The following is a 24,976-nucleotide window of genomic DNA, read 5'->3' as shown; positions in this document are numbered from 1 at the left end:
GTACCAAACCTCGAATTCACAACAGATTGCGCCACCGAAGTCGCACCCGTCGCGTCAACCTTTGTCGCCTCAAGATTCTGCACCTTTGCGTCAAGGCCTTCAGGTCCATCAATCCTTGCGCTGACTTCTGACTGTGCAATCGACTCAGCCTGTGCTGCCGTAATTTTTGTCGCCTCAAGGCTTGCAACTAAGCCCTCAGCATTGCCCATACGCGACAACAGCGAAACGTTAACTTGCGCTTGGGTTGAATCAAGATCAGACAATACTCTACGCGTATCACTGATCTGAGATCGATTTTGCTGAACTTGCGTTGCCAGCGTCTGACGCGCCAGCGCCTCAGCATTCAGACCTTCATCAACGTGTGTCAAGACTTCCTGACGTGCAACTGCTATCACGTCATCCAATCCCTGTCGGTTTCGCTCACCTGTCAGAATGTCTTGCAATTGAGCTTCAGCCAATTTGTCTGTAGCTTTCTTTGACACAGACTGAACCTGCATCACATGACCCGCAAGTGTCTCGTTCTCGTTCGCACGAATCTGAGATTCAGTCTGAATCGCGGACGTGTTTTGACCGACTTCAATCTGCATTGTGTCAATGCGTCCAGCCAGTGCCTCATCTTCGTTCGCTCTGGTAAGTGCTTCGCTTTCAATCGCGGATAAATTGTCACCCACCTGCACTGCTAAATTCTGTCGTTGTTGCGCTTCAGCCTCAATCGCGTTTGCGAGAACTCGTGACTCAGCAACACTCGCTGCTCGATTGTCATTCACCTGCACCGCAAGGCTTTGACGCGCCAATGCCTCGGCGTTCAAGCCGTCATCAACGTGCGCTCGCAACTCTGTCTCTGCAAGTGCGATACCAGCATCCAACGTCTGACGATTGCGCTCGCCTGTCAGAATGTCTTGCAGCGTCGCATTTGCGAGATCATCTTGCTCTTTCTTGAGCGCCCGCACATCGGTCACAGACTGCGTGATCGAAGGAATATCAAGAGAGTTCAGCGTGATCTCGGTAGATGAAACACGACTCTCAACTGCGTCCAGTTCTGTGATGTCCGCCTTGAACGCGATCTGGCCTTCCAAGGCATCGACCTTGCCCTCAGCCGTACTCAAGCGAACTTCTTGCCCTTGCACCTCAAGCTGATCCGCTTTGAGTGTAATCGCAGAGTCCAAACCGCTGATATCTACCTCAGCTTGACCCAAGCGCATGAAGATGTCACCCAACTCAGCGATTTGAGATGGGTCGAGTACAGCCTCAAGAATTGCCTGCTGTACGTAGCTCGTGCTGGCCTTCAAGTTGATGTTTGCTTCCGCAGCTTGAAGTCTGATCTCTGCTGAGTCAATACGTTCATCTGCTTGGCGCAAACCGTAGATATAGACTTCGCCTGTGTCAGGGTCAACCTGAATCCCTGCATCCGTCAGCCTGCGCTTGTTCTTGTCGGTCTCAATCGCAGCACGCAAAACCGCCTCTGCGATTTCGTCTGACTTGACATCTATCGTCGCCAGTTCGCTGGACAAATCTCGGACAACAGATAATAGACCTGCGCCGTCTATCAGCGAGAGCTCCTCAAGTGTCAGCGAATCAAGCAGATCAAGGCGTGTGTCGAGTACACCCACGTCAATCCCAAGATCGCCTAATGTGCTCTCTATGCTTGGAATACGCGTATCTTCAAGCGTCTCAAGCGATGATTTGATGTCAGGGATACTTTCTATCGGTGCAACAAGTTCTTGAGCAAGTTCGCCCGAAGTGATTTTGCCTTCCAGATAGTCAAGAATCTGACCTGCGTCCTGTGTGGGCTTTCCGAACACACCCGCGCCAGACTCAGACGGATACCAAGGACCAGGCAAACCGTTTTTGTCGATCAAGCGAACCCAGAACCACGTCTCAGTGGAATACCCAAGACCATATAACGTATGGCTGTTTGCTGGAAATGGAATCTGCGCTAAAACATAACTGTTGCCAAAGTCATTGTCGAGACTTGCCTTGATTTCCACACGCTCGATAATTGACGGACCTGCCGGATATCCCCAACCAAGTCGAATCGCCATCACTTCACCGGTTGCCGACAAATGTGTAACCGATGGGGGTGTACCGGCTATTCCGGTGAGTTCTGTAAGCGCTGAGTATGCCCACAAGCTCGGCACATCAAGTGCATTGATTGCGCGAACGCGGACGATGTAGGTGCCAGCGTAGATATCTTCAATTTGCACAAGCCTTGCGCCAGTGCGCGGCATCTGCACCCACTCGCCATTGTCGCGACGCCACTGCACGTCGTAGGTCGCTGCGTATTCTGGCGCATCCCACGTGATTTCGGCGTATTGGCGCGTCGTGCCCTGGTGGAAGGTATGATGCTGCGTGACTTGAATGTTCGTTGGAGCGCGCTGCACACGAGGCGGCACAACCGACACCGGCAGCGGGTCTAGCCGTACACCGTTGTCAATTGCTGCGTGCTTGCCTGGGTGGTGATCTACTGCGCTGATCGTGAATCTAATCCCGTCATTTTCTGCGATCGAAATGACTCGCGCGTACTGCTCAGACAAATCACTGTATCTAACAGACCAGACCGCCTGGGCAGCTGGCGTAGATGAAAAAGCAGATTTTACAGTTACAGTTGCGCCGTCTGCATTTAAAATTTCACGAGTTTCTGCTGCGCCTGTTGTAAGATTGACAACAATGTGCGTCGCGCCTGCTGACACATCTCTATCAAGCGTCAGCACCGTCGCGCTGGCAGCTTTGAGCCGGCCTCCGATAGTGCGCCCAGCTCTATTCTTGTCAGCAATGCGAATGATGTCGCCCGGCTGCGGAATGACGCCATCTAAACCAACGGAAAACGTGACGCCACCGCCTTCCATTCTAGACGTGTAGAGTAAGAAATTGCCAGCCCTTGCTGCCTGCCCGCGCGACGTAGCCCCGAAGGACGTGATCTTTTCTTTACGAATGCCAAAGCGCTGAATGCCCGCTTTATCCTCGACAACTTCAACTTTCGCGCGATAGAAATCACTCGGGTCATTCCATGACACGAGCGCAACGGTTTTGCGCGTCGTGCTGTCTGCGCCGGCGTACTCAAAAATACCATCAATGACGTTGCTGTTAGTATATGTGTAAACTGCGTCACTGGGCATGTCTGCGACCGGCTCAACCATGCCACCAGCCCAGTAAGAGATGCCGCGAAAGACGCTGGCCAAGTCGCCGATCACGCGCAACGCATCCGCCTCTTTTTGAATGAATACGTTGCAGACAAAGCGCGGCTCAGTCCCACCAAGCCCGTCAGGTACTAGCTGATCGCAGTACGCACCGATCTGATACAGCGCGTAGCGATTAGGAATCTCTGCGCTGATTCGATCGCCTAAGCCGTAAAGCCTGTTCGTCAGTAGGTCATAATAAATCCACGCTGGGTTGTTTGACCACGCTGTCTTGAACGAACCATCCCAGACGCCTGAGTAAGTCCGCGCAACTGGATCGTAATTGCTTGGCACCCTGACGCGCATACCGCGCAGTCGATAAGCGCGAGTTGGAATGCGCGAGAACTGACGCGCATCTACCTTCAGACCAACCAGTGCTGTCATCGGATAGCGAAATTTTCCGTCAATAACCTCAGCATACGACTGCACATGAAAGGCGTTCTCAAGCATCGCGTTCGTGCTGTCAGCTGTAAGTCGTCTGACACGTATAGTCCACGTTGTGCCAGGCGGCAAATCAATACGATGCGTGCGCTCATAGTTGCGCGCTTTAGCCTCTACATGCGTACTAAACTGCTCGACAAAAACACCGCCGTTAGTCGCAAGATCTATTGCGTAATCAACACGTGTGCCTGTTCGATCTCCAGCGCTTGAGCCCTCCTCAACAACCCGCAAAAGTGCCGGCCAGCGCAAAGTGACGCGCAACGCAGATAGATCAGAGTTTGTGACTGTTTGTGTCCACGGCTGGCTCTGCTTGACCTCGACGCCGACTGAAATAGTGTGCGCTGATGCAGGAAAGCCTGGAATGTGCGTCTGGTCGACAGTTCCAGCGCGGTACTCCATCTGCACAGACTCGAAGTTGAGCGATCCGTCTGTGTTCTGGATTGGCGTGCCATCGAGATACACATCGCGCAAAGGCTCGTTGGGATGTACAAAGCCTTCAATCTCCCCGTTGGAGACTACGTCTAACAGCACAGCGTATGAAATTGATCGCGCGCTATCCGGATACTCAACCGGCGTGCGAGCTGAACCGCCACCGCCTTTGCCGCCACCGCCTGAGCCTCGAACGCTCAATCCGCCCTTGATCTCTTTGATCTCAACTGTCATTGTTGATCCTCGGAGTACATATCAGCTGACACCACGATGGAGCCCACAATTGCCTCGCCGTAGAGAATAGGAACCGGGTTGCCTTGCGCCGTCAGATTCTCAGGTCCATTAAATGTGTACGACTGTCCGTTGTCAGTAGATTGAACGCTTTGCAGGCCTGCTGGCTGACGTGTGAGCATTGATGCAACGCCGCCGAATAACAAGCCAGCACCAAGACCTGCCATCGCGTATTGCAGCGTGCCCCATGCTGCCAACGACGTGCCGCCTGTAAAGAAAGCAGCGCCAATTAGCGCGGCACCCAAAATAATTTGAAAGAAACCACCACGACCTGAACCGATAATCACTGGCGCAATGCGGATGTCCTCATCGCCAGCCGGCGCAGTCAGTGCCGACTCTCCAATGTTTTCTTTGCCGATAAAGCAAGCGTAGCCCAGGCCACGGTCCTTGGACTCATACAAAAACGGCTGAAAGCCCGGCACCATGTGGCACAGGGCCCTGATAGCCCCTGCTGTGTCAGCACACACAAAACGATGCACACGACCAAAACGGGCGCCCAACGTGCCGTACAGTCGCACTGTGCGAACTTTGTCAGTCATAGCAAATCCTTATGTCTCACAATCATGCGGGTGATATCTGACCAGTAGCCTGAATACAAAACACGCTCTGACAAGCGCGGCATTGCGTGATGCAACAACGCATTGGGCACAGGATGCAGTCCCGGCTGTGATTTCAGCGGTTCGTCACTGATGTAAACACCCCCGTGGTTCGTGCGATCCGAGCGGTACTGCATCAGAATCACATCGCCATATCGCGGCCGCTCGTCGATTCGGTTAAATCCAGCCTTCTGGAAGTTTTCTAAGTAAAGCTCACCGTATTCAGGCTTGTCCCACCAGTTATCTGGACGATCAAAGTCTGGAATCTCGATACCGAGCTCACGCGCGTAGAAGTCACGAATGAGCGTGTAGCAATCAAGCTGTCCATGCGTGAAAGATCGCCCCACCAACGGCGCGACGTATCCGCTCGGCTCGAACGAGTGCCAGCCCAGCACTTTTGGTGCGTCTTCGCCCGCATCCTGGCCAACCGCGATAGTGTGCCAAGGCAGGCCTGTAACTTCACACGACACCAGATCAGCTTCTGTAGGCATGGCGTCACGGTCAATGTGCGAGTGCACAACCGCCAACACTTGCCCATGATCTTCTGCCGCCGCGTAGTCTTCTGCCGGTAACCTAAAGTCCTGCCCGTTTTCTGCCACGTTGCGACACCGTATGTATTTTTGCTTGTCGCCATCTGCCACAATCAATCCACACGACTCACGCGGGTAGTCCTCAAGCGCATGGCGCTCGATGGCTTTTCTGATGTATGTGCGCATTAGTTAAACCTGTCAGCTGATGGAAAACTGCCGTATGACAGCTGATTGTGCTCACCAAAGCGCTTCTTGCAATCAGACACTCTGCCCCCGCACCTATCCAGCGATGGATCCGTGACCGGATTTCCGTCCTCGTCAAACATCTGCGCACCCGTGTAGCCACAGTACGCACCGCGATACCCGCCGAATGGTGCTTCAATCAGAAGCCAGCCACAGACGCCTGCAATCACAGGCCGTGATGGCAGACGGGCGCCGTCAAACTGCAACGGACTCGTGAGCTCGAAAGTGACCGCTTGTGGCGTCTCTAACTTCCTGCGCGACACCAACCACTGCTCATCAGGCAGATGCTCATTGGGATCTGCTGACGGGTTTCCGTCGGGAAAGTTAGCCGCGTCAAGATATTTTGCAAACGTCCGTTTGCGTGTCACCTTGGCACCGATCAGATCATCAAGCGCCAAGCACAAAGCCGTCACGACACCAGTGATCGGCTCACCCTCATCGTCCACGCCGATGTTGCCAACAGTCAACTCAGGCCGTGGCTGCTGGCCTTCTCCTGTGCGCGCAAAGTTCTTGGCTTCGATCGCCCACGGATGGTAGCTGTGCCCCTGCCAGACGATCTCGCCGTCGTTGTGGTTGTGATACCGCTCGACATCGCCGCCGATGGCACGGCAGTCAATCTCGTACAGAGTAACTAAGTTGCCCGGTACAAGTTTTTGAACGTCTTCAAGAATCACGGCTCAAACCTCTGCGTGAAAGTCACGCTCAAGTCATAAACTCCCCCGCCGATGGCCACGAGACTCAGCTTTCTTGCTTCATAAACGCCCTCATCGCCGAGAGGAGGCGTCCACTTAAAAGGCTGAAAACCCTGCCGAGCACGCAAAAAGTTCCGAATCGGGGCGATTTTGTCTGAGCGGCCACGAAAACTCAGCGACCAGGAACTTGTTTCTGTATTCAACCCGTCGCCAACTGACTGTTTGTAGCCGTCCCCAAATTGCGCATCGATCACGCGATATGCGTACTCACCACTCGCGTCGACGCGCGGGCACCACGTGAAAGTTTCCACTAGAGCACTCCTTGACGAACAGACCACGCAGCGCCGCCTTGCATGTTCGAGCGCGCCTCTAGCTCTTTAAACCGAGCGTCCACAAAATCGCCGATCTCTCGCGCGAACGACTCCCAGCCGCTCGGAGCTGTTGTGTCCGTTTTGCCGTTGGCGATATTGACAGTGACCGCCACGGCGTTGCCGCCGCCTTGGCCTTTCATTGACTTGTCCAGCATCGCGTCCAGCTTTGCGCTTGTCTGAGAAGTCACGACGCGCTCACCCTTTTTCAGCAACCATGTTCCAGTTTCTGGAACACTGTCAATACCGTCGTGGGCCATACCTGACAGCGCTGCGGCGCCAATGGCACCCACCATCGGGGATGTTGCAGCAATCGCAGCGGCCATTGCTGCCGGAGCCATCACCGGACCTGTTATTGGAATGGCTGCGGTGCTCGCATAGGCTGCTAAACCTGCTTGTAAACTTTGAGCTGTTGCGTTAGCCATCATGGCACCCGCGGCCGAGGCTTGCGTTGTCTTGCCGACAAGCAGCTGCACACCCTGGTACACCAGCCATTGGGCAGCCATCTCGCCCAGAGCGCTGATAATTGATCGTGAGATGCCAGATGCAAGGTTATACATCGCGGTCTGAAAGTCTTCCGCATCCATAATCATGGATGAAAAAGCATCACCAAACCCACGTGTGAATTTCTCTAACGTGCTACCTGCGAGTTCGTCGAAACTATGTAACGCTTTTTCCAGACCCTCGATATAGTTTGTCCAAAAGTCACCATCACCTGCTAAGTCCTCGATGCGCTGCAAGGCGTCTGCAAACTCGTTGGCATCAATCGCGCCCATCGCGTGGGCTTCAGTCACAAGTCGCACTTGCTCCGCGTATTCTTCGGCCTTTGCACGCTCTGGATAGAGCGTCTTCATGAGCGCTTGGAAGTCTTGCGCGTCTTTCTGCGCTTTAGTGAGCATATCGTGGGTTTGCGCCAATGCCAGCGCGTACTCGCGTTCGGCTTCCGTGGCAAAGCTAATCGAACCGATGCGAAGCTGGGCTAACAGTTTTTCGTACTCGGTTTCTTTGCCTAGTAACGCGATACGCTCTTGCATCTGGGAAATATAGTTATTCTGCGCTTTGGCTGCGCCACCCTTGCCTTTGCCACCAGCATCATCAAGCCCCGGCAACTCAAGCCCCGCGAACTCGCTTGTGGGCTTTTTATCTGGGCTTGCCATACCTGCGAACATATCGCGCGCCATAATCTCAGCCGCGTTAATGTCGGATGCGATCTTCTCAGCAAACTTGTTTTTAAACGTACCGAACTGGAACGCTTCAATCTCGTCCAAATTGATGCCAGGGATGTTATTGATGGCGCGAATCAGGAAGTTAATACCTGACACGGCTGCTCGAATCATCGTATCGAACGCGCGATTGACGTAATTTACTGCGCCGATCGCAGCAGCCGCCATCACAGTCGGAAAGTTGCTAAACGAGTATTTAACCAGCTCGTAGGCTAGAACAAAGCTATTAACGATGTAGTTCGCAGAGTCTTTGACGATCTGCATCAAATCGATGCCGAAAACCTCGTCAATGCTGTCTCGAAACTTATAAGCCGTGTACGCAGCCGCCACCAACGCCGCCACAATCGCGCCAATCGGGTTAGCAATCATCGCCGCAGTAATCGCTTTAATCGAACCTGCTACACCGACTAACAGCGCTTTGGATAGCGCCGCCAACCCTAACAGTACCGCTGGCGCGTAAAACCCAGCAATGGCCGCCACAGCAATATCGGCGTACTGTGCCACGGACATCAGCGCCTTTCCAAGTGGCGCAAGCGCGTCTAAAATTGCACCCGCAAACTGAGCAGCCTGCGCAAACGCACTGCCAGCTTTGCGTCCGAAGTCTGCCAGCGCGCCACTCACTGATGAGAATCGCTGCATGAGCGCGTTAACCGCTGGCAAAGCCTCGCCAGCCATTGCCACGGCCATGCCTTTAAGCCCCGCACCCATGCGAGACAAAATATCGTTAAACTCTGCCGCAGCACGCGCCGCATCGTCATCAATGACTAGCCCTAAGCGTCGCGCTTCATCTGCGAACGCTTCCATGCCTTCAGCGCCCTGATTCAGCAGTGGGATAACTTTCTGTCCAAGCTGTTGACCGAATAGATCAAGCACAAGTTTGGTTTTCTCTGCGCCTGGCTCTAGCTTTGAAAACCGATCCGCTAAGTCCTTTAGCATCACGTCGGCGGTTTTTAACTTGCCCGTAGAGTCGTGCGCCGACACGCCAAGCCGCCTGAGCGCGTCTGCTTGCTTGCCTGTGCCGTCAATGGCATGATTAATGGCCTCTGTTGAGCGCCGCAAAATGCGCTGCAATTCACCTGTGGACAATGACGCCCGTTCAGCAGCGTACGCCAATTCAGTAAAGGACTTAGTAGAGACGGACGTGCGCTCGGCTGCGTTTCCCATCTCATCCATGTAACCTGATGCGGATTTCAACATACCAGCAAAAGCGCCTACGACTGCCGTACCCATCAACGCAACGTTGCGAGCGTATCGACTAAGGCTGCGATCAAATTCATTCATGCGCTTAGAGGCGCGATTTAAGTCAGTTTCAAACGAACCGGTGCGCATCAGGAGTTCGACAACAATGGATCCAGCAGTTGCCATAATTTCTCCTATTCGTTATTTGCAGGTGGCGTTAAACCGAACGCCGCCAGTGTTGTCATATCGGCTGATGTCATGTCATCAGGGATTGGTGTTGGCACCAGAAACTCGAACTTGTCTTTTGCATTACCGCGACTCATGCTCGATGAGACAAGAACGGCAGGTCTGTGAAATCGATGATGGTCATCGAATGGCGACTCTTTGTAAAACAGCTTCCAAGATTGGAATTCTCTAACAGGCATGATCGACTGCAGCTCTGTCACAGTCTTGCCCAGCGCCAACGCTAGGATGTGCCAGAATCGCCAGTCTCTGTCTTTGGGGTTGCAACGCCATTCACCTCCTGAATTGCTAAGAAAATAGACAGCATTGGTGCTGCTTTCAGTTTTTTAGCTTGTTCAAAAGTGATCGCTGATTTACCGTCCGGAGTGACCAGGGACGCAGTGACAAGGCGTGCCATTGCGTCGATTCGGACCTGTTCTTTATCAGACTCAGTATCAAAAGCAAATCGTCTATATGCTCCAGCCGGAACTTCTTTGAAGTAAAGTTTGTGCTTACTGCCATCAGCAAGCTCTACCTCACGCTCATGGATTGTGTCCGAAACGAAAAATGCGTTATCTAACATGTTTAGATACCTTTCCAGTAGGGGGTGACTTTGCCAGAACGTTGCAGAGTTAATGTGCCTGTCACTTTGTCAGCCGTTGCAATGTCAATTTCTACGTCTGCGACATATGCTGTGAACTCAAGGGAAGTTCGATCCGAAGGCGGATCAAAATCTCCATTTGAATCAACGGTTGGAGCATCTTCACCGTCTGACAGGCAAACAAGCCATTGGATCTTTTCTCCGGATTCTTTCAGAACAAAGAATTCATGATGGTCAACGGCTTGTGGATCCAAGTTGAATGGAATTGACACTGTGCCTGGAGCAGCTAAACCAGCAAGATAACTACGCTCATCAGTTGCATCTAAGCAAGTGTCATCAATTTGTTCACGCGCACCGCCCAACCCAGAAACTCCAGTGGGGCAGGTGATTTTAAAAAAGCCATCTGACGCACTGTCAGACTGAAAAAACAAGTGCGTTCCTTGGGTTGCTAATGACATGGCAATACCTCAATAAAAAAAGCCCGGTTGTTTACCGGGCTAGTGCAGAAAAAGGGAGGGTTGAAGTTGTTTGGCAAGTGCTGCCACTCGTTTTCTCAGTGGCGGCTTACGATATTTGTGTTCATTTAGCCCTCGACCGCAAAGGCTGGCAAATCTGTCCTGAGCGTCCAACGCAGCTTTTGCGTCGAACCATTCTTGGATTAATGATGGTTCAGCTTGATGGCGCTCAATAATATCGAGAACCCAGCGTCTGAACTCCTGAGCTTTTTTTGTGCGAGAAAACATAGCAATTAGGTGTGCACCACGAAGGCTAAACACCCGTGCTGTACGAAATTGACCTGGAACCCCAGTTTGAGGGTCCAGGTCTTGAACCATCGTGATGCATGTCATGGATGCTGAAAATTCCGCTTCATGACGCTCAAATATTTGGTTCACCTTGTCAGATCGGCTGTAACCCAAAGCACGTGCAATATCTGCTGCACTAGCCCATTGCTTTCCATCTTGCTCAATCAGACGGAAGGTTCTGTCTCTGAACATAAGTTCTTTCATCAGTATCTCCTTAAAAACAAAAAGGGCCATCCGTGTTGGACAGCCCGTACTTTCAAAGCACATCCACCCTCACAGGCTCGGTATCTACCGATTTAAGGTTGCCAAGAAAAAGAAAGTTGCTTCAAAAACGATTGTGCAAAAACTCGACTTGCAAGCCGATTCTGAAAAGCTTTGTATCCGTATCACGCGTATTGATGATCACTCGGTTGGCTTGACCAGCTACATCCAGTGCATCACGCACTGCTTTCGCAAGCGCAACGCAGTCCGATTCACTGCCATCTTGGGGACCAGTCCAACAGTCAATCTGGATTGTGTCGGTGTCACCACAGGGTGCACCTGAGATTTGATTGTGTGGATCAGTGCCTACCACGAACCATGTGATGTAAGGCGTTTTTACGTTTTGTGGAGCAGAGTCAAACGCATAAATACGATCAGAGATAATGCTCTTAATCGTGGGTGTGTCCAGTGTTGAATAAATGGGTGCAAACATGGTTATGCCTTCGCAAGTTTTTTTACGATCTGTTGAATACGCCGATTCAAGTCTTGCGTAATCACTGCAATGGCTTGACCACCTTTTTGTATGATTGCGGGACGTATGAACGGTGTGGCTGTTTGATGCTTTGAACCGTACTCAAGCAAAGCAGCCGTTTTGTATGTCGTGACCCGTTTGCCTGCCTTTTCACGTTTGCCAATCTTTTCTTGGTCATACGCTTTGCGCCGGATCCGTACTAAATAACGCTCACCCTTGCTGCCATGAATCTGCTTCCCACGACTTACAACAATGTTTTTCTCAAGCAATCCAGTCGTATCTGGGCTGGCGGAAACGATTGAGCGCAGGTTTTCTTTCTCCTGATCACGAATCATGCGAGCACCTTTAGCCAGCGCAGCACGCACAGGACCGCCTCGTTTGCTGACAATCTCAGGTGGAAGTTTCTTGAGTGTTGCTAGCGCATCGTCAACACCTTGCAACTTCATCTCAACTTTCATGTCTTTAACCTAATGATTGACCCGGCTCACGTTCCATCGGCAACTCATTGCCATCCAGATCAAATGAGACCGGGGCCTCATCTTCTTCTGCCAGTGCATCGATCAACGCGGTCAAACCGTTCTGAACAATTTCTAATGTGGTCTTGATTTCAGCCAAACTACGCTCAATACGATCCAAACGCTCAGAGTCCATCTGTGCCACCATCTTTCACCTGAAAGCGCCACTCACGACGCGCTGTTGCATCCGTCTCGATTGAAACGATGTTGTAAATACGGCCGTCCCACACAATGCGCCAAGCTGCTAGCTCGTGCTCATTTACCGGGAACCAACGACAGTTAATACGTGCGCTGATTTCTGAGCGTGTGGCACCAGCTGCGATCAGCTCACGCCCAGGTCCAGTAAGAACTTCTGCAGGCACAGAGTCCAATGGTGTATCTGAATCCAGATAAACAGTGTCCCAACCACCATTCACACGAAACCCGTTCGAATCGACGGGTGTTTCCTGCTTTTCTTGAAATTCGATTCGATGGCGTAATCTATGTGCAAGCATTACGCTCCCCAACCAGTCCGATAGGGTGTGAGTTTTACTTCAGCAGCACGTCTCAAAATCTCTGCGTCTTCAGGCGATGCTTGATAAACAGCTTGTAGCAATAACATGACGCCCAATGTGATCGATGCAGGAATCGTGCCTGAGCTTGGAGCGCTGGATTCAATTTCATCAAGAGAATCAATACCCATAAACTGGCATGCTTCATCTATGACACCATCAAGGAGCATCTGCAGCTTTGCATCATCTGCATTATGAATAACGTCCAGAAACTCTTTTGCGACAACAAGATCAATCATTTCCGTACCCAATAAATAGCCTGATGCTTGTGTCTCGTATCGACCTTCAAACCGGCTTCGTCAATGGCACGTTTTACACCTGGGCAATTGCGCCACTCGTAATCGTCAAAGACGATGGCACCACCTGAAGACATCCGTGGCAGTAACCATTCGATTGCTGCGCGAGTCGATTCGTAAAAGTCAAAATCCACATGAGCAACAGCGATCTCTGAAAGATCCAGATCAGACGCACTCAATGGGAAAATGCCTTGTTTCAGCTGAACATTTCTCGGCAGCCGTTTCTTTACCGCATCAAAATGCGTATCAGAAAACTCACCAGGCACATGCACTTCAGACTCATCCCAAGACTGCTCCGGAAGACCTTCAAATGTGTCAAAGCCAAAATAGTTGCGAGTGGAATCCGCTTGCGCCATCGCTTTAAGTGATCCACCTTGGTACACACCCAACTCAACGCCAATGCCCGGCACTTTGCGGCACTTACGCACCACGTTAAGCAGCGCTTGTAACTTCCTGCCTGCAATCAATGTTCTCAACGTGTTCACCTATAAACTCTTTGATTCGCTCAATGGCCTGTGGCATATTGATTTGTTTGTCACATCGATGACGGGCATTCCAACAGTTGCATGGCTTGACTGGATCAATCCCCAACCATGGTGTGAGTTTGGCACCAGCTGCAAAAGACAGGCTGCTTTCAAAACCACCAAACACCGTAATGCCAGGAGTACCTAGCGCTTGTGCCAAGATCGTCGCAAACGACACAGGACCAAACGCCAGCTCCGCATGCGCCATCAATCCATAAATCTGTGCCATGGTGAGACTGCCATCTGTCTTATCAACATCAGGCTCGATCCCGTGGCAGACAATCTTCTCTGTAGTTGAATCCGCAATGGAAACCACAAAGAACTGTTCTCTGATCGAACGAATCAGTTCTGTATAAGCCTTGTGATCTGGGTTGCGTTTTGCACAGAATTTGTGCTGAACTCGATCAATCACAGGGCGATAAAACATCAATGATTTGTCTGGTTTCCACTGTGCAAGCAATTCATCTGCTTGTGATAACCAGTCTGGATGCGCTTCAAGCCTGAAGTCACCAGTTGCCACACCTGCCTTTGCTGACATCGCAGCCAATACAGAACCGTGGCGCAAAACACCTGCCCGGTCGTACTGAATGCGAAGTTGCCTTGCGTTCGTTGGTGGCGTTGCATCGTCAAACAAGTCTGACTCTTGGCGCTCATTGCGTGCCTGCGGTGGAAGATCAGAGTTCTTTCGCAGCACCCGCACTTCAGGCATGTCCCAAAACAAACTAGGGAAGGGTGTATGGATCCAGACCTCACCATTCTTTTTCAACTCACGCACAACCGCACGCTCATGCAGCGTGTCACCAACACCATGCATGCCAGACACAACAAAAGCCTGCTTTGATGCTGTAAATGACAGTGCGCTTTCTAAATCCTCACGTGGCCAGCATCTCAAAGCCGTTTCGCGTGATGCGTTGATTACTTCAATTTCTGATGTGCGCTTTGCAGCCTCGGCAAATTCTATCTGCCAGCGATCAAATGCACTTGGATTCGTTAATGGCTTAGGATGATCACCATGCCAATGGCTTTGACCATCGGTAGGTTGCGCATCAAACCCAAGCAAAATAATTCGTTCTGCGCCTTGGCTGTAGGCATATAAAATCGCACCTTGGCCAGAGTTCTTACACTTTAGGTTTTTCAGGTACTTAACACCTGAAACCTTGCTGACGCTCACCTTGTCGCCAGTAAATACTTTGTCTAATTCACGCTTGTGATGATTCCACCATGCGCGATCCATTGCAAAAACAACATCAGCCCATGGTGCTATTCGGTAGGTTGTGTTCGCGACGATGACGAAACGGTTTTCCGGGCTTTGGTCACGCCACTGACGGACTTTTTCGCAGTCTGCTTCGATAAGGCTGGGACCGCTGGCGATGCAGACGAATTCTCGCCGCGATCCGGAGTAGGGCGCACTTCGCGAACCAAACCTGCTGCTTCATGAGCGGTAAATTGGCGCTTAGTCATCACAAACATGCCGGTCTTCGGTGAAACAATACGATTACCGAACTTGAAAAACTTAAGCGCCTGGACTTCAATTTGATCGTTCATTCAAAAACGGCGAGGATTGCTCCCCGCCGCCCACTTAGATTACGAAGATGCGCCGGTGACTGAGCCTTCAACGAAGGATTCAGGACGATACACAGCCAGACCGATACGCTCTTCAGCGCGAATCGTGACCATGTTCTTCTCAAAATCCTTATCGTTCTCAGTAGAAATCAGCACTTCGGCATCCTGACGATCAAAGACCTGTGCACCCAAACTGAAAGCACCCACCAGGAACTGATCTTGCACAATCGCTGTGGTTGAGACAACCGGCAGACTCCACAAAAGCGGCTGAGCGCCAGAACCCGGATTGCCCAAGATGTAACGACCTTCTTCGTCCTTGGTCAGCTCGATGCGTGCCCAGTCGATGGGATTGAGCACAATACCGTTGGGTGGGAACTCTGCCAGAATTGCCTGCAAAATAGCCAGACGAATGCGGTCGATAGCCTGTTCCTTATCTGGTGAGAACTCAGGATCAAATGCTTCCGCTTGGGGGATGATTCCAGTCAGGTTTGCACCTTGGCCAGATCCGTACAAGAACTGCGCCTCTTCTGCCAACTCCAATGCGTAACGCGCACGTGCATCGATATAGCTTTGTAATGCGGGTGCATCATCAAGAATTTGACGACTGGCTTTGAACAGATGGGCAATCACACGCACTGGTGCGTTTTCCAATTCAAACGTCAGATCGGAGTACGGTTTTGATGCGCCTTCGGAAACAACGTCAGCATTGTTTGTAAAGCCAGATTCGCGCACATACTCAACGCTGTTGCTTGATGTACGGCCTGGAGCAATCAGATCACGCAATGTCATTCTTCGCGTACCGGGCATCACAATACCTGGAACACGATCAGGCTGAACAAGATCGCCACCAGAATTGTCCAAAGACGTGATTGCAGAGCGAGGAACGCTAATCCGACGTGAGCCTCGGAAGGAGCTGTTCACACCCTCCATCTCTTGGCTGGCCACAACAATCTCACCAGGTGTACGAGGAGCAGGATCACCTTCGTTTTTAGGACGTGCCAGATTTTGTTCAACTTCCTGCAAACGTGCTGACAGTTTGTTGAACTCAGACAATGAGTTCTCAACTTTTTTACTGAGTTCATCACCAAGCTTGTTGACTTCACTCAATTCGGTTTTCGATTTATCAGCATAGTTTTTCAACTGTTCACTGACGTCTTTCAAGCCCTGTTGGACTTGTTTGTACTCTTTTTCAAGAGTATTTTGCTCATTTTTATCCATGACGCTAAATTCCTTTCAAATAAAAAAAAGCCGCTTTATAAGCGGTTCAGGATTTATTTACTTTTTGCTATTTACGTGAGCAATTCTTTTTTGGCGAGTGCTTCAAAAGAAGCTAAAAGCTCTGTTGCCTCCCCAAAGCTCACTGTTCGAATGGCATTGTGCGCATTCGATGCGGTAGCGTCTTGCGTACCGTTGCCAGCAGCGTCAGGCGTGCTGGACTTAATATCTTTAATGAGTCGTCTGCGTTCAGATCGTGGAATGCCTTGCTTAGCAAGCATGAGGTCAACCTGACGCACAGAGGATTGAGGTGAGCCAGATTCAATTTCTACTGCCTGATCTGCAGGCAGAAATTCATCAGCTAAACCTTTGTTGATTGCGTCGGCGCCACCAATCCATGATTCAGAGTCCATCATCTGCTCAACCGTGTCGGCGTCTAAACCAGTTCGAGCCACATAAATCTCCGCTGCAACTTTGTCGAAGGGCTCAATCCAATCAGCTGCATCACGTAAATCATGTCGATTTCCTACGGCCACAATCCATGCGTTGTGAATCATCAAAAACGCAGCTCGACCAATCTGAACCGTATCACCAGCCATTGCAATGACTGAAGCGGCTGAAGCAGCAACACCCAAGATTCTGATCGTTACTTCGCCTTCGTGGGCACGTAACAGGTTGTAGATAGCAAGCCCTTCAAAATAATCGCCACCGGGTGAATTGATGTTGACTGTTACTGGATTTTTGGCACCAATTGAACGAAGCGCGGCACCAATACGTTTGGCAGTTACACCTTCACCGGTCCAGTAGTCCTCACCGATTTCATCAAGGATTGAAATGGTGTTGTCATCCTCACTCTCAGCTGCAGCACGGACTGCTGGATTCCAGCGTTGAAGAATGGAGGTCGAGATTTCAAATGACACGTTCTGTCGATTATTCACAGAAGGCGCTTCAGGTAGTGTTTTGCGAGGCATTATTGCTCTCCATTGTCTAAGCCTAGCCACTGGCCAAGCGCGTTTTTCATCTGAGAATCAGTCAAAGCAGACTGTCCGAGAAAGTCGATCGGCGTGAGATTCATCTGCACAGTCAATTCATCGGCATTGCCACCTCGACGCGGTAGATTCTCGCGTACCCGACAATCGTCTCTTGTGTAAATGCCGTTCTGCACCATCGTGCTGTAAAACTGAGCTCGGGCTGCACTGTCTGCCCGGAGTAGCCCTTCAATTGAATACTCCGCGTACAAACTATCTCGATCTTCTGCACTGATCAATGAGCGGCCAACGGCTTGCTCAATTCGGCGTAACCAAGGTGCCAGTGTGTAAGTCAGAAATCGAATGTTCTTTTGCTCAAGGCCTGTGCCCCAGTTCGAATCTTTACCGCCATAACCGACCATGCTTGGGTCAACTAGAAAGAATCGGCAAATATCTTCACCTGTGTACTGCCTAGATTCCAGCAGCTGCGCATCATTTGGATTGATCCCAATCGTGTCAGCTGTCATGCCTTGCTCAAGGACTGGAGACCGACCCGCATTAATTGCACCAGATACACTTTTCGCATACTCACGAAACTCTTCACGCTGATCTGCTTTCAGAATCCGATCGATTTTGAAGTAGACCGTTGGCATCATGCCATTCTGGAATGTTTTAGCAGCTGCTTCTTCAGCAGACATTGCTGCACCGAACGTATTGCACGCGTATGCGATTGGAGATAACCCAACCAAACCATCCAGCGTAAAGGCAGGGATGTGCATCATGTTTTTTTCAGAAATCTGTCGCTGCTTTCCTTTCGATCTGTATACGTATTTGAGAGATCCATCATCTTGCCTAGAAACGGTAACATTTGATGGCGGCAAGAAATTTAAACCAATAACTTCATTTGCGCTGCGATGAATCTCAACGTATGCGTTACCCCACAAAAGCATGGATGCAACAACAGCTTCCCAAAAAACAACTGCTGTCATGTCAGCATTCGGCATGCTATGTATGACTCGATACAAAGGACTCCGGGTGACTAAGCTTCGGCCACCATCTGGTTCTCGTTCGTAAATTCCTAGCGGAAGAGTCGAGATGGTTTGCGCAATCAATCTGACGCAAGCCCAAACAGCCGTTAAACGTAAAGAGGAATCAACCGTGACACTCTTTCCACTGGTCGATGAAAAGCCGAGTACCGATGACCAGAAACCACCACCATCCGTCAAACGAATGGGTTGGTTGCGCCAAATCGACTCTGATTGAGCAGCACTTGCCAGTACAGATATGAACCCGCGTTTAGCCACCGCTCACCTCTTTGTTTTCATGAGCGCGCATTCCCGAGCGAATAAACGCAGCTGCTGACAATAAGCACGCTCCACACGCAAGCAGGGACCAGCCAAAACCCGCCAAGATGTATACGCCTGCAACAAGTAGCGACATCCCTAAGATTGTTGCCAACAAGAAGAGTGAGAGTGCAATAGCCAAAAGTTTTCCTAAGCAATAATCGGATTCATGATGGCGTCCATCAAATCCCCGTTGTCATCCATACTGTTTGCGGCATTGAGCAATCCGACTGCCATCAGTAACGCAGCCATGTCGTCAATCTTGTCCGCACTGCGTTTTCGATCAGGCGCCATATTCAAGTTCACATCACGTCGTGCAACTAGGTTTGAAGCACACCAGGCAAGAACTGGATCGCCACCATGTGCAAATTTCCCTGATACATACGCACGCTCTAATGCTTGCATTGCTGGGTGATAGCTTTTAGTACCTTGAACAAACTGAATCATCGGCACACTTTGCTCAACCAGCCTGCTAACTAAGTCTGTTGCGTTCCAATCGTCATACGCAATCATTTCCACCTGAAAGCGCTCAACCGCATCAAGGACATGCTTCTCGATCACTGAGTAATCGGTGACTTCGCCCTCAGTCTGAATCAAGTCTCCTGACTCAACCCAACCACCGTACGGAACCGTTCCACGTTCAGTGCGCTGACTAACTGCTTCAGATGGTACAAACCGCCAGCCATGCGTATATAAAACATCATCGACAAGCCAAACCAGCCTGAACGATGCAATGTCAGTCGTGCTGGCAAGGTCTAAACCACCCCAACACGGATAATTTTCTAACCATTTGAGATCGACCTCACCACCACATTTACCCCATTTGGTCAGATCAACCCAACCACCCGCTGTTGACGCAGGTCGGTTCAATCGTTTAATTCGAAACTCAGCAAGCTTCGAAGGCATTTGCTTTGCTTCAATCGCTTCCTTTCGGATAGCTGCTAGCAAATGCGGGTTTGAGTCGAGTAGGGGGTTGGCTTTAATCCACTTCGACTCATCAAACTCGTCATCTTGTGCGATTCGTGCTGACTTGTCTTCGTTGTCCAGCGCGTAATACAACGCTAAAAAGTGATCTGCCTGCGTTCCAAGCAAGCCCCGAAGCAGTGCAAACACAAACCCGCGAATCTCGCCCCAAGGACCAGCGTTTGTATAACCTTCTGTGGTTGTAAATAACCACAACGGATTGGCACGGGCACCAGCTGCGGATTGCAATACGTTCAGAAGGTCAGGGGTCTTGTGCGCATGAATTTCATCAAGACTCGTATGCGACGGGTTCAGACCATCCTGCGTGCTTGCCTTGGCATGCAATGGCTTGAATGAGCCTCCTGTTTCAACCCGACTAATTGATTTAGCCCAAGTCTGCAGTCCGAACGCTTCCGCAAGGTCTGGCGTTTTCTCAACCATGCGCTTTGCAACGCGAAAGATGATTGATGCCTGGTCATACGTTGTTGCGGCACTGATAACCTGCGCACCATCCTCTGGTTCGCAACACATGCAATAAAGCATGATCCCAGATGCCAAGGCGGATTTGCCATTCTTGCGAGCAACTGCAAACAGTGCTGAAGTAAACCGTCTCGGATAAAAACGATCATCATCACCATAGCCATCTACAGGGACCCAATCATGTTTTCGAAAACCGAAGAGCTGCACAATGAAGAAAATCTGTGCGGGATCCAGCACGAGTGTTGGAACAGCCCATCTGCCTTCCACATGAGGCAACTTCTCAATAAAGTCACACGCATCATTCGCATGCCATTCGTCAAAGAAGAACGGATTCTTCTTTCGTCGGGCACGCTTGAGATCATTGAGAAATCGTCTCGCTGCTTCTCTTATCCATCGACCATGCCGTTTGCGCCCGCGATCTGAAATCGCACCCTTTGCGTACTTGATCGCAATGGCAACATAATCACGATGATTTTCTTTGTCTGCCATTGTTCGCAAATGCATTGCCTGTCGGACTGCGTTCGGCTGGTCTGACTTTGCCTTGCGCAACCGGCGTTAAACCAAACTCGCCAACCAGGGCACGATACTGCGCAAGGAGGTGTCCGGTCGGTGTTTCACCTGCCATCCAAAGCTGGACAATTTTTCCATGCAACGCGCAAAGCATCGCCAGTGGTCCAAGTCCTGCCTCGGTTAACAAACCATTCGCGTGCAAAATTCTGGCCAAGCGATCCCACTCGTCACTGGCAAACCGATTCGGCATCCAGCTCGGTGACTCGGGGATTTCATCGACAAGTGGCAGATCAATCGGATCAGCCCCATGTCGGTCGGGGCGATCCGTGCCAGCCACCACTTTTAACTTGGTGGGCTTTTTCGGATTCGCCATATCTTTATCCTAAAAAAACTGGTTTTTCTAAACTGACGGTGCAAAAAAAAGGCTGTGGGCGGCTGGTGTCCGGCGTCAGCGCGAAAGTTTCGACCCGCCTCCCCCTCTTGCCACTACTTCCATCGATCAACCGCAGCAATTCTGCCTGCATGTGTCTCTTTTGGACGCTCTTTGCACTGTCTGATACGCTGCTTACAGATTTCTTTTTCTGTATCAACGATGACAACCTCTGCGTTTCGGTCTGACCAGAACTTGCGGCGCTTAAAGCTGCCTGCTGTATCGATCAAATAGCAACGCTGATGTCCTGTTTTGCCTCGCATGTAATCAGCAAGCAAATCATTTCTTGCTCGTATCACTTGCGCGCGTTCTCTTTTACTTGCTTCCCATAATGGTTTACCAATCACAGAAACTGCAAACACATCCAGATCAATGACTAGGTCATCCTTCTTGGCATGTTCAGTGACCCACATCGTTTTCCCTGCACCTGGTGGACCGCAGACCAATGTGAGCGGCTTCGCAGTAACAGGTAGCCACGCTGGTGTCATCGTGCTGCCACGACTCGCAAGGCGTCTTTGTTGCGCTGTGAGCGCTTTGTGGCAATCTCTGTTTATTGCCCTTAAGTTTGTCGGTGCATCGTTTAGCTTGCCCGATGCGTCTAACTCATTAGAGATGTGATCAACCTCATGCGCAGGTAAGGGAATCTTGCGTGTCTTGCAATCTGAGCACTGGCAGAGATAGTTGTCGCGCTCAAGTATCTGTAACCGTAAACGTCGCCACGGTCGGCCACCCCTTCCTTGACCATACCGAACAGGTGCATATGTCTTGGCTGCACCAACATCCAATGGCTCATGCCGATTAGTTAAAGCAGCACGTTTGAATGTCTTTGGTTTGGTTGCCATATAAAGAAACGACCCTACCATCATGAGACAGCAGGGCCGTTAAGTGCTGGTTGGGTAGACCAGCAAGGAGGGATCGGAAAATAAAGATTTAACAGCAAACTCTCTTTCGTTATCGTTGTTAAGTGGTGTTACGTCCAGTTCATTAAAGCCATGCTTTCGAAATAGATGTTGATAAAGCGCCATTTCTACGCTTGCGGGCATCGCGACGCCCGCAACATAAATCTCAGCGCCATCAAGAACTACGTCCTCTAGTTTGGATGCAGCCAAGTCAATATTGACCCGTGTCGGGACACCTGCGGTAATCGAAACCGTCACAGCGCGAAGCATGGATGACATATCCACACCGTCGATTACCACCGTACCTCTGCCAGATTCATTTCGAGTGATTTTCACATTGCTCAATTCGGCACACCTTTAATCGCAAACGCTAACCCGCCTGTTGCACCAGCAAGCAGAATGGTGAAAGCCATTTGAATAAGTGAACGGCTCCACTATCGCGTGATAACAGGATGAATATTGTATGTACAATTTGCTTTACAGAAAACTAATTCGTATGTACAATTTGCACTATGGATATCACTTACGACCCCGCGAAAAATAGCAAAAACATCGCAGAACGCGGACTGTCGTTCGATATGGTTTCTCAATTCGATTTTGATACTGCTCACGTCTATGCTGATACCCGCAAGGACTACGGAGAAACTCGTTACATTGCCGTGGGCTACATTGAACAACGACTGTATGTCGTGGTGTTTACCGCAACTGAGGCTGGGCTACGCATCATTAGTTTGCGTAAAGCCAACAAACGAGAGGTAAAGGCATATGAACAGCGCTAAAAAACCCCTAATCGATGCAGAAGGTGAAGTTCGTGAACTCACCGCCACCGATTTGAAGAAGTTTGCTCCTGCTTCTGAAGTTTTACCGCCTGAGCTGCAAGCAAAAATTGGTATGCGCCGGCGCGGCCCCCAAAAGGAAGCGACAAAAGAACGCATCACCATTCGACTATCGTCCAACGTAGTAGAGAGTTTCCGTGCCACTGGACCAGGTTGGCAATCACGCATCGATAACGCCTTAAGCGAATGGCTGGCAACACACCGACCAAGCTAACTCAACAGACTCACCTAACGACACTCAATCACCTTGCGTACAAAAGCAAAAAGCCCCGGAGCAGTTAAACTCTAGGGCTAAAACTCGTGCGCGCAATTAACGCACTCTATCTGAAAACCATCATATCATGCCAAAATAGTTTCAGCAACCACTTTGTCTATAGTTTAGATGCGTTGTAAAGTGCCACGCTTCCTGTGCGCAACGCCTCATAAAATGTTCTGCGTGAGATTCCAAACTGCTTGAACACATGCTCTTTGCTGTCCCAATTATGTCCTGCAACGTAATACCCAATTAGAACCATCATGGTCACGCGACATCGCATACGCAAAAATGTCTTGTGGATCTTCATTGATTGCGGATCCAGTCTTACGTCAGGAGCTTCACGGCTATGCCCGATACCTACCAATCGGCAGAACGGAGTGACCCCTAGGTTCGCCCAGAACTGTGGGCGACTGGCCCAAACGCCCCACTGATAAAGTGCTGCTGTAATATGTGGTGCCACATTTAATTTGCGTGCCATGCAATCCTCTCCATGATGTTCCAGCTGGAGCATTGATTGCACCAAGCCATCTCGTCGTTGCTTACGCTCAAGCACAAGCAACGGGTCTTTTGTCTCCCATCGGTGTTGCCAGCTCACTCTGACTGCTCCTTTGGTGATTTAGATTGACTACTTAATGCCGATGAAGGGCAGGGCAGAACCCGGTACCTGTGTTGATGGAAGCACACCATCCCACCGTTCAACTGCAATCAGACTCACAAGGTTTGTGTTTTCTGACAGTGCTTGAGCCCGTGCCTTAATCGCTGCTGCTTCCGCTTCACCCTTTAGACGAATACCATCCGCTTGTGCCTGATATTCCTGACGACGTGCGTCTGCATCAGCAGTCGCATTAACCACCTTGATTTCAGCGTTGATCGCTGCAGTTTCTTTTTGCTGACGTGTAGTTTCGATCTGAACCTGAGCAAGCATTCGTTGTTCAATAGAGTGTTCATAGGCTGAAGAGAAACCCACTTCCTCGATCTGCACACCAACAATCTGAACCGGTGCATCACGCATCGATTGAATAACCGCTTGTGTTGCATCCAGTCCTAACTTCTCACGTTCTTGAATTGCACGAACTGCTGTGTATTTACCGAATGCGTTCTTAACTGCATCGGGTGTCCGGCGCTCAATCACCCGTGTTTGTAGATTGCTCAGCGTTCCATACTCGCTATACAGATCTGCCACACGGTCAGCAGGGACACTGTATGTCACTGACACCTGCATACTTGCTGGCTGTTGGTCGTATGAGTACGCCTCAAGGTTCATGACGACGTTTTGATCACGAACGGACACAAAACGGACAGACTCGATCACGGGAATCTTAAATCCAAGTCCCGGGTCTTCAACTCTTAAAAGTCGTCCGTTTTCGAGCAACACACCTCGTTCGCCCTGGTCAACTTGGTACCAAGACCCGAATGACAGAGTGAGGATGACCAGAAATGCAAAAATGCCTGACACAATAAACGCAATTCCTTTGGTATTCATTTGATTGATTTCCTTCTTTTGGGTTGGTGATTAGATGATTTCTGTTGACGATCTAGTGGTTTGGGCTGACGACCCTGTGACTTCGGTTGACGATCAGCAAGCACGGCGCTGACACCCTTGGTTATCAAATAGGCCATGACTGCAGCCCCTACGAAAATAAGTAAATACCTCATGGTTCCTCCTCCAATTTCTCTAGCGTCATCACCACATATCCAACCTTGTCTGGATCAATGCGACGTACCAAGGTCACTGGGTTCATCCGGCTGTCATCGATGCCAAAATATCTGCAGATTCCGTCCTGTGCGTGTTTAAGTGAGCTATACAGTCCGTCCAAGTCGCGTAAGCGCGCATCGGGGGCATAGAAAACGATCATTACTTTCACCAGATCATCAGCTGAGAACAGGTGTTTCATGTTTGATTCAGCAGCAGCAATAAAGCCCTGTGCTCGAGAATCGACTTTTTGATTTTGGTATGAACCCCAATGACGCCCTCCGCGTCTGTTCGGTAAAAGCTTGCTATTCGGCCACGGCAGGTGCACAGTTACTTTTTTCATGCTGATATCGTCCATCGGCGCTTTGCGAGCCACTGGATGCGATTGTCAGTCTGGTTTTGCTCAG

32 protein-coding genes are annotated in these 24,976 nt (G+C 50.5%); 3 read left to right on the top strand and 29 right to left on the bottom strand.

Annotated features, from left to right (window positions below):
- The 21 genes from gpJ to ACOI06_RS12800 all read right to left on the bottom strand — a co-directional run.
- The coding region (gene gpJ, locus ACOI06_RS12900) for a TipJ family phage tail tip protein (RefSeq protein ID WP_420663003.1) at positions 1 to 4,280 on the bottom strand (4,280 nt) is incomplete at its 3' end.
- Positions 4,277 to 4,876, bottom strand: a complete 600-nt coding sequence (locus ACOI06_RS12895) for a tail assembly protein (RefSeq protein ID WP_420663002.1) — start codon at positions 4,874 to 4,876, stop codon at positions 4,277 to 4,279. The genes ACOI06_RS12895 and gpJ, both read right to left, overlap by 4 nt.
- Complete coding sequence (locus ACOI06_RS12890) at positions 4,873 to 5,649, bottom strand: C40 family peptidase (protein ID WP_420663001.1); 777 nt, start codon at positions 5,647 to 5,649, stop codon at positions 4,873 to 4,875. The genes ACOI06_RS12895 and ACOI06_RS12890 overlap by 4 nt, the downstream gene beginning before the upstream one ends.
- A complete protein-coding gene (locus tag ACOI06_RS12885; protein ID WP_420663000.1) occupies positions 5,649 to 6,380 on the bottom strand; it encodes a phage minor tail protein L in 732 nt (243 codons plus the stop codon). The genes ACOI06_RS12890 and ACOI06_RS12885 overlap by 1 nt, the downstream gene beginning before the upstream one ends.
- The gene (locus ACOI06_RS12880; protein ID WP_420662999.1) at positions 6,377 to 6,709 is read right to left on the bottom strand and encodes a phage tail protein; all 333 of its coding nucleotides are present in this window, start codon (positions 6,707 to 6,709) and stop codon (positions 6,377 to 6,379) included. The genes ACOI06_RS12885 and ACOI06_RS12880 overlap by 4 nt, the downstream gene beginning before the upstream one ends.
- The gene (locus tag ACOI06_RS12875; RefSeq protein ID WP_420662998.1) at positions 6,709 to 9,354 is read right to left on the bottom strand and encodes a hypothetical protein; all 2,646 of its coding nucleotides are present in this window, start codon (positions 9,352 to 9,354) and stop codon (positions 6,709 to 6,711) included. The genes ACOI06_RS12880 and ACOI06_RS12875 overlap by 1 nt, the downstream gene beginning before the upstream one ends.
- Before the next feature lie 8 nt (positions 9,355 to 9,362).
- Positions 9,363 to 9,593 carry a hypothetical protein gene (locus tag ACOI06_RS12870; RefSeq protein WP_420662997.1) on the bottom strand — a complete coding sequence of 77 codons (231 nt, stop codon included), beginning with the start codon at positions 9,591 to 9,593 and terminating at the stop codon, positions 9,363 to 9,365.
- A gap of 41 nt (positions 9,594 to 9,634) precedes the next feature.
- Positions 9,635 to 9,973 carry a hypothetical protein gene (locus ACOI06_RS12865; RefSeq protein WP_420662996.1) on the bottom strand — a complete coding sequence of 113 codons (339 nt, stop codon included), beginning with the start codon at positions 9,971 to 9,973 and terminating at the stop codon, positions 9,635 to 9,637.
- A 2-nt stretch (positions 9,974 to 9,975) separates the two neighbouring features.
- Complete coding sequence (locus ACOI06_RS12860) at positions 9,976 to 10,449, bottom strand: phage tail tube protein (RefSeq protein ID WP_420662995.1); 474 nt, start codon at positions 10,447 to 10,449, stop codon at positions 9,976 to 9,978.
- 39 nt (positions 10,450 to 10,488) lie between these two features.
- Positions 10,489 to 10,998 carry a BRO family protein gene (locus ACOI06_RS12855; RefSeq protein WP_420662994.1) on the bottom strand — a complete coding sequence of 170 codons (510 nt, stop codon included), beginning with the start codon at positions 10,996 to 10,998 and terminating at the stop codon, positions 10,489 to 10,491.
- 121 nt (positions 10,999 to 11,119) lie between these two features.
- Entirely contained in the window at positions 11,120 to 11,488 is a 369-nt protein-coding gene (locus ACOI06_RS12850; RefSeq protein WP_420662993.1) for a DUF3168 domain-containing protein, read from the bottom strand.
- A gap of 2 nt (positions 11,489 to 11,490) precedes the next feature.
- Positions 11,491 to 11,985: an HK97-gp10 family putative phage morphogenesis protein gene (locus tag ACOI06_RS12845; protein ID WP_420662992.1), complete on the bottom strand. Its 495-nt coding sequence runs from the start codon at positions 11,983 to 11,985 to the stop codon at positions 11,491 to 11,493.
- A gap of 4 nt (positions 11,986 to 11,989) precedes the next feature.
- The gene (locus ACOI06_RS12840; RefSeq protein WP_420662991.1) at positions 11,990 to 12,178 is read right to left on the bottom strand and encodes a hypothetical protein; all 189 of its coding nucleotides are present in this window, start codon (positions 12,176 to 12,178) and stop codon (positions 11,990 to 11,992) included.
- Positions 12,168 to 12,536, bottom strand: coding sequence for a head-tail adaptor protein (locus ACOI06_RS12835; RefSeq protein WP_420662990.1), 369 nt, complete (start codon positions 12,534 to 12,536; stop codon positions 12,168 to 12,170). The genes ACOI06_RS12840 and ACOI06_RS12835 overlap by 11 nt, the downstream gene beginning before the upstream one ends.
- The gene (locus tag ACOI06_RS12830) at positions 12,536 to 12,832 is read right to left on the bottom strand and encodes a head-tail connector protein (protein ID WP_420662989.1); all 297 of its coding nucleotides are present in this window, start codon (positions 12,830 to 12,832) and stop codon (positions 12,536 to 12,538) included. The genes ACOI06_RS12835 and ACOI06_RS12830 overlap by 1 nt, the downstream gene beginning before the upstream one ends.
- The gene (locus tag ACOI06_RS12825; RefSeq protein ID WP_420662988.1) at positions 12,829 to 13,365 is read right to left on the bottom strand and encodes a TylF/MycF/NovP-related O-methyltransferase; all 537 of its coding nucleotides are present in this window, start codon (positions 13,363 to 13,365) and stop codon (positions 12,829 to 12,831) included. Before ACOI06_RS12825 ends, ACOI06_RS12830 begins: the two co-directional genes overlap by 4 nt.
- Positions 13,322 to 14,647, bottom strand: coding sequence for a hypothetical protein (locus tag ACOI06_RS12820; protein WP_420662987.1), 1,326 nt, complete (start codon positions 14,645 to 14,647; stop codon positions 13,322 to 13,324). Before ACOI06_RS12820 ends, ACOI06_RS12825 begins: the two co-directional genes overlap by 44 nt.
- Positions 14,648 to 14,673: 26 nt before the next feature.
- Complete coding sequence (locus ACOI06_RS12815) at positions 14,674 to 14,958, bottom strand: hypothetical protein (RefSeq protein WP_420662986.1); 285 nt, start codon at positions 14,956 to 14,958, stop codon at positions 14,674 to 14,676.
- 39 nt (positions 14,959 to 14,997) lie between these two features.
- Entirely contained in the window at positions 14,998 to 16,194 is a 1,197-nt protein-coding gene (locus ACOI06_RS12810; protein ID WP_420662985.1) for a phage major capsid protein, read from the bottom strand.
- Positions 16,195 to 16,265: 71 nt separating this feature from the next.
- Positions 16,266 to 17,162: a head maturation protease, ClpP-related gene (locus ACOI06_RS12805; RefSeq protein WP_420662984.1), complete on the bottom strand. Its 897-nt coding sequence runs from the start codon at positions 17,160 to 17,162 to the stop codon at positions 16,266 to 16,268.
- Positions 17,162 to 18,271, bottom strand: coding sequence for a phage portal protein (locus tag ACOI06_RS12800; RefSeq protein ID WP_420663004.1), 1,110 nt, complete (start codon positions 18,269 to 18,271; stop codon positions 17,162 to 17,164). Before ACOI06_RS12800 ends, ACOI06_RS12805 begins: the two co-directional genes overlap by 1 nt.
- Here ACOI06_RS12800 and ACOI06_RS12795 point away from each other — a divergent pair.
- Positions 18,255 to 18,422 carry a hypothetical protein gene (locus ACOI06_RS12795; RefSeq protein WP_420663005.1) on the top strand — a complete coding sequence of 56 codons (168 nt, stop codon included), beginning with the start codon at positions 18,255 to 18,257 and terminating at the stop codon, positions 18,420 to 18,422. The two genes, ACOI06_RS12800 and ACOI06_RS12795, sit on opposite strands and share 17 nt — an antisense overlap.
- A gap of 33 nt (positions 18,423 to 18,455) precedes the next feature.
- Here the strand turns inward: ACOI06_RS12795 and ACOI06_RS12790 are convergent, their stop codons facing one another.
- The 5 genes from ACOI06_RS12790 to ACOI06_RS12770 all read right to left on the bottom strand — a co-directional run bounded on the left by ACOI06_RS12790 (position 18,456) and on the right by ACOI06_RS12770 (position 22,129).
- On the bottom strand, positions 18,456 to 18,644 hold the full coding sequence (locus ACOI06_RS12790) for a hypothetical protein (RefSeq protein ID WP_420662983.1): 189 nt from the start codon (positions 18,642 to 18,644) through the stop codon (positions 18,456 to 18,458).
- An 8-nt stretch (positions 18,645 to 18,652) separates the two neighbouring features.
- Complete coding sequence (locus ACOI06_RS12785) at positions 18,653 to 20,434, bottom strand: terminase large subunit (RefSeq protein WP_420662982.1); 1,782 nt, start codon at positions 20,432 to 20,434, stop codon at positions 18,653 to 18,655.
- Positions 20,409 to 20,828: a hypothetical protein gene (locus ACOI06_RS12780; protein WP_420662981.1), complete on the bottom strand. Its 420-nt coding sequence runs from the start codon at positions 20,826 to 20,828 to the stop codon at positions 20,409 to 20,411. Before ACOI06_RS12780 ends, ACOI06_RS12785 begins: the two co-directional genes overlap by 26 nt.
- Positions 20,829 to 20,941: 113 nt before the next feature.
- Positions 20,942 to 21,727, bottom strand: a complete 786-nt coding sequence (locus ACOI06_RS12775; protein ID WP_420662980.1) for an AAA family ATPase — start codon at positions 21,725 to 21,727, stop codon at positions 20,942 to 20,944.
- Between the two features lie 39 nt (positions 21,728 to 21,766).
- Complete coding sequence (locus tag ACOI06_RS12770; RefSeq protein ID WP_420662979.1) at positions 21,767 to 22,129, bottom strand: hypothetical protein; 363 nt, start codon at positions 22,127 to 22,129, stop codon at positions 21,767 to 21,769.
- A gap of 167 nt (positions 22,130 to 22,296) precedes the next feature.
- Here ACOI06_RS12770 and ACOI06_RS12765 point away from each other — a divergent pair, with 167 nt between their 5' ends.
- Positions 22,297 to 22,563: a BrnT family toxin gene (locus ACOI06_RS12765; protein WP_420662978.1), complete on the top strand. Its 267-nt coding sequence runs from the start codon at positions 22,297 to 22,299 to the stop codon at positions 22,561 to 22,563.
- The gene (locus ACOI06_RS12760; protein WP_420662977.1) at positions 22,550 to 22,834 is read left to right on the top strand and encodes a BrnA antitoxin family protein; all 285 of its coding nucleotides are present in this window, start codon (positions 22,550 to 22,552) and stop codon (positions 22,832 to 22,834) included. Before ACOI06_RS12765 ends, ACOI06_RS12760 begins: the two co-directional genes overlap by 14 nt.
- 157 nt (positions 22,835 to 22,991) lie before the next feature.
- Here the strand turns inward: ACOI06_RS12760 and ACOI06_RS12755 are convergent, their stop codons facing one another.
- The 3 genes from ACOI06_RS12755 to ACOI06_RS12745 all read right to left on the bottom strand — a co-directional run bounded on the left by ACOI06_RS12755 (position 22,992) and on the right by ACOI06_RS12745 (position 24,912).
- Positions 22,992 to 23,471, bottom strand: coding sequence for a hypothetical protein (locus tag ACOI06_RS12755; RefSeq protein ID WP_420662976.1), 480 nt, complete (start codon positions 23,469 to 23,471; stop codon positions 22,992 to 22,994).
- Between the two features lie 30 nt (positions 23,472 to 23,501).
- On the bottom strand, positions 23,502 to 24,359 hold the full coding sequence (locus tag ACOI06_RS12750; RefSeq protein ID WP_420662975.1) for a prohibitin family protein: 858 nt from the start codon (positions 24,357 to 24,359) through the stop codon (positions 23,502 to 23,504).
- Positions 24,360 to 24,528: 169 nt separating this feature from the next.
- A complete protein-coding gene (locus ACOI06_RS12745; protein WP_420662974.1) occupies positions 24,529 to 24,912 on the bottom strand; it encodes a hypothetical protein in 384 nt (127 codons plus the stop codon).
- Between the last annotated feature and the right edge of the window lie 64 nt (positions 24,913 to 24,976).

Origin of the sequence: Orrella sp. 11846 (genome assembly GCF_048820935.1) — a bacterium.
Classification (GTDB): domain Bacteria; phylum Pseudomonadota; class Gammaproteobacteria; order Burkholderiales; family Burkholderiaceae_B; genus Algicoccus.
Note: the sequence above shows the minus strand (reverse complement) of the source record. Positions and strands in the feature narration are given on the sequence as shown.

Bases quoted from the DNA above. Each gene is read 5' to 3' on its own strand.
- ACOI06_RS12845 (WP_420662992.1), bottom strand. From the start codon at position 11,985: ATGAAAGTTGAGATGAAGTTGCAAGGTGTTGACGATGCGCTAGCAACA.
- ACOI06_RS12855 (WP_420662994.1), bottom strand. From the start codon at position 10,998: ATGAAAGAACTTATGTTCAGAGACAGAACCTTCCGTCTGATTGAGCAA.
- ACOI06_RS12815 (WP_420662986.1), bottom strand. From the start codon at position 14,958: ATGAACGATCAAATTGAAGTCCAGGCGCTTAAGTTTTTCAAGTTCGGT.
- ACOI06_RS12865 (WP_420662996.1), bottom strand. From the start codon at position 9,973: ATGTTAGATAACGCATTTTTCGTTTCGGACACAATCCATGAGCGTGAG.
- ACOI06_RS12805 (WP_420662984.1), bottom strand. From the start codon at position 17,162: ATGCCTCGCAAAACACTACCTGAAGCGCCTTCTGTGAATAATCGACAG.
- ACOI06_RS12875 (WP_420662998.1), bottom strand. From the start codon at position 9,354: ATGGCAACTGCTGGATCCATTGTTGTCGAACTCCTGATGCGCACCGGT.
- ACOI06_RS12765 (WP_420662978.1), top strand. From the start codon at position 22,297: ATGGATATCACTTACGACCCCGCGAAAAATAGCAAAAACATCGCAGAA.
- ACOI06_RS12830 (WP_420662989.1), bottom strand. From the start codon at position 12,832: ATGATTGATCTTGTTGTCGCAAAAGAGTTTCTGGACGTTATTCATAAT.
- ACOI06_RS12820 (WP_420662987.1), bottom strand. From the start codon at position 14,647: ATGGATCGCGCATGGTGGAATCATCACAAGCGTGAATTAGACAAAGTA.
- ACOI06_RS12760 (WP_420662977.1), top strand. From the start codon at position 22,550: ATGAACAGCGCTAAAAAACCCCTAATCGATGCAGAAGGTGAAGTTCGT.
- ACOI06_RS12745 (WP_420662974.1), bottom strand. From the start codon at position 24,912: ATGAAAAAAGTAACTGTGCACCTGCCGTGGCCGAATAGCAAGCTTTTA.
- ACOI06_RS12750 (WP_420662975.1), bottom strand. From the start codon at position 24,359: ATGAATACCAAAGGAATTGCGTTTATTGTGTCAGGCATTTTTGCATTT.
- ACOI06_RS12860 (WP_420662995.1), bottom strand. From the start codon at position 10,449: ATGTCATTAGCAACCCAAGGAACGCACTTGTTTTTTCAGTCTGACAGT.
- ACOI06_RS12850 (WP_420662993.1), bottom strand. From the start codon at position 11,488: ATGTTTGCACCCATTTATTCAACACTGGACACACCCACGATTAAGAGC.
- ACOI06_RS12810 (WP_420662985.1), bottom strand. From the start codon at position 16,194: ATGGATAAAAATGAGCAAAATACTCTTGAAAAAGAGTACAAACAAGTC.
- ACOI06_RS12780 (WP_420662981.1), bottom strand. From the start codon at position 20,828: ATGGCGAATCCGAAAAAGCCCACCAAGTTAAAAGTGGTGGCTGGCACG.
- ACOI06_RS12795 (WP_420663005.1), top strand. From the start codon at position 18,255: ATGGTTTGCGCAATCAATCTGACGCAAGCCCAAACAGCCGTTAAACGT.
- ACOI06_RS12775 (WP_420662980.1), bottom strand. From the start codon at position 21,727: ATGGCAACCAAACCAAAGACATTCAAACGTGCTGCTTTAACTAATCGG.
- ACOI06_RS12835 (WP_420662990.1), bottom strand. From the start codon at position 12,536: ATGCTTGCACATAGATTACGCCATCGAATCGAATTTCAAGAAAAGCAG.
- ACOI06_RS12895 (WP_420663002.1), bottom strand. From the start codon at position 4,876: ATGACTGACAAAGTTCGCACAGTGCGACTGTACGGCACGTTGGGCGCC.
- ACOI06_RS12890 (WP_420663001.1), bottom strand. From the start codon at position 5,649: ATGCGCACATACATCAGAAAAGCCATCGAGCGCCATGCGCTTGAGGAC.
- ACOI06_RS12785 (WP_420662982.1), bottom strand. From the start codon at position 20,434: ATGGCAGACAAAGAAAATCATCGTGATTATGTTGCCATTGCGATCAAG.
- ACOI06_RS12870 (WP_420662997.1), bottom strand. From the start codon at position 9,593: ATGCCTGTTAGAGAATTCCAATCTTGGAAGCTGTTTTACAAAGAGTCG.
- ACOI06_RS12840 (WP_420662991.1), bottom strand. From the start codon at position 12,178: ATGGACTCTGAGCGTTTGGATCGTATTGAGCGTAGTTTGGCTGAAATC.